Raw genomic sequence first — 521 nt, 5'->3', positions numbered from 1 at the left:
AGACGAGAATGTCGCCACCCACGTTGATGCTCCACTGCGGGCATCCGACCGACGTAAGGTATTCGCCAGCCTGCTCAATCGCTTCGGCCTTGACGATCCCGTTGAGGTCAATCGTGCCGTCGGGACGGTGTGGACTAAACAGCCCCGCCGTCTCGTTGCGCCAGGTGAGCGCGCGAGCGTAACTGGCGAGAAGCTCAGCGCTGGCGCTGGGCAAGACCAGTCGACCGGTCGCTAGCTTGCTGAGTTCTGACTCGGGGCGGTGCAGGCTGAAACGCTCGTCGATCAGGGAAAAGATGCGTTCGAGCGCTGCAACTTCTGACGTCCAGTCTTGCGGCAGCTCGATGGACGCGACCGTGCCCATCGTCTGAAACGTGTGGCGCATCAGGCACCCGCCGCATCTAGAGCAGACTGCAGCGACGCCAGATACGCGTCAGCCGTGTACGTCGCGCCGCTCACATTTGCTACGTCGGCAGTCTGCGATTCGATCACCGCGGCGCGCAGAATGGGGATCGCCTCGTTGC

2 protein-coding genes are annotated in these 521 nt (G+C 62.8%); both read right to left on the bottom strand.

The window, feature by feature from the left end; genetic code table 11:
- Positions 1-382, bottom strand: a 382-nt coding sequence (locus DX908_RS16045) for an FAD:protein FMN transferase (protein ID WP_147303839.1), incomplete at its 3' end; no start/stop codon positions are given.
- Complete coding sequence (locus DX908_RS16855; protein ID WP_369122922.1) at positions 382-489, bottom strand: FMN-binding protein; 108 nt, start codon at positions 487-489, stop codon at positions 382-384. The genes DX908_RS16855 and DX908_RS16045, both read right to left, overlap by 1 nt.
- Positions 490-521 lie beyond the last annotated feature (32 nt).

The organism is Parvularcula marina, assembly GCF_003399445.1.
Classification (GTDB): Bacteria; Pseudomonadota; Alphaproteobacteria; order Caulobacterales; family Parvularculaceae; genus Parvularcula; species Parvularcula marina.
This window is presented reverse-complemented; position numbering and strand designations above follow the sequence as displayed.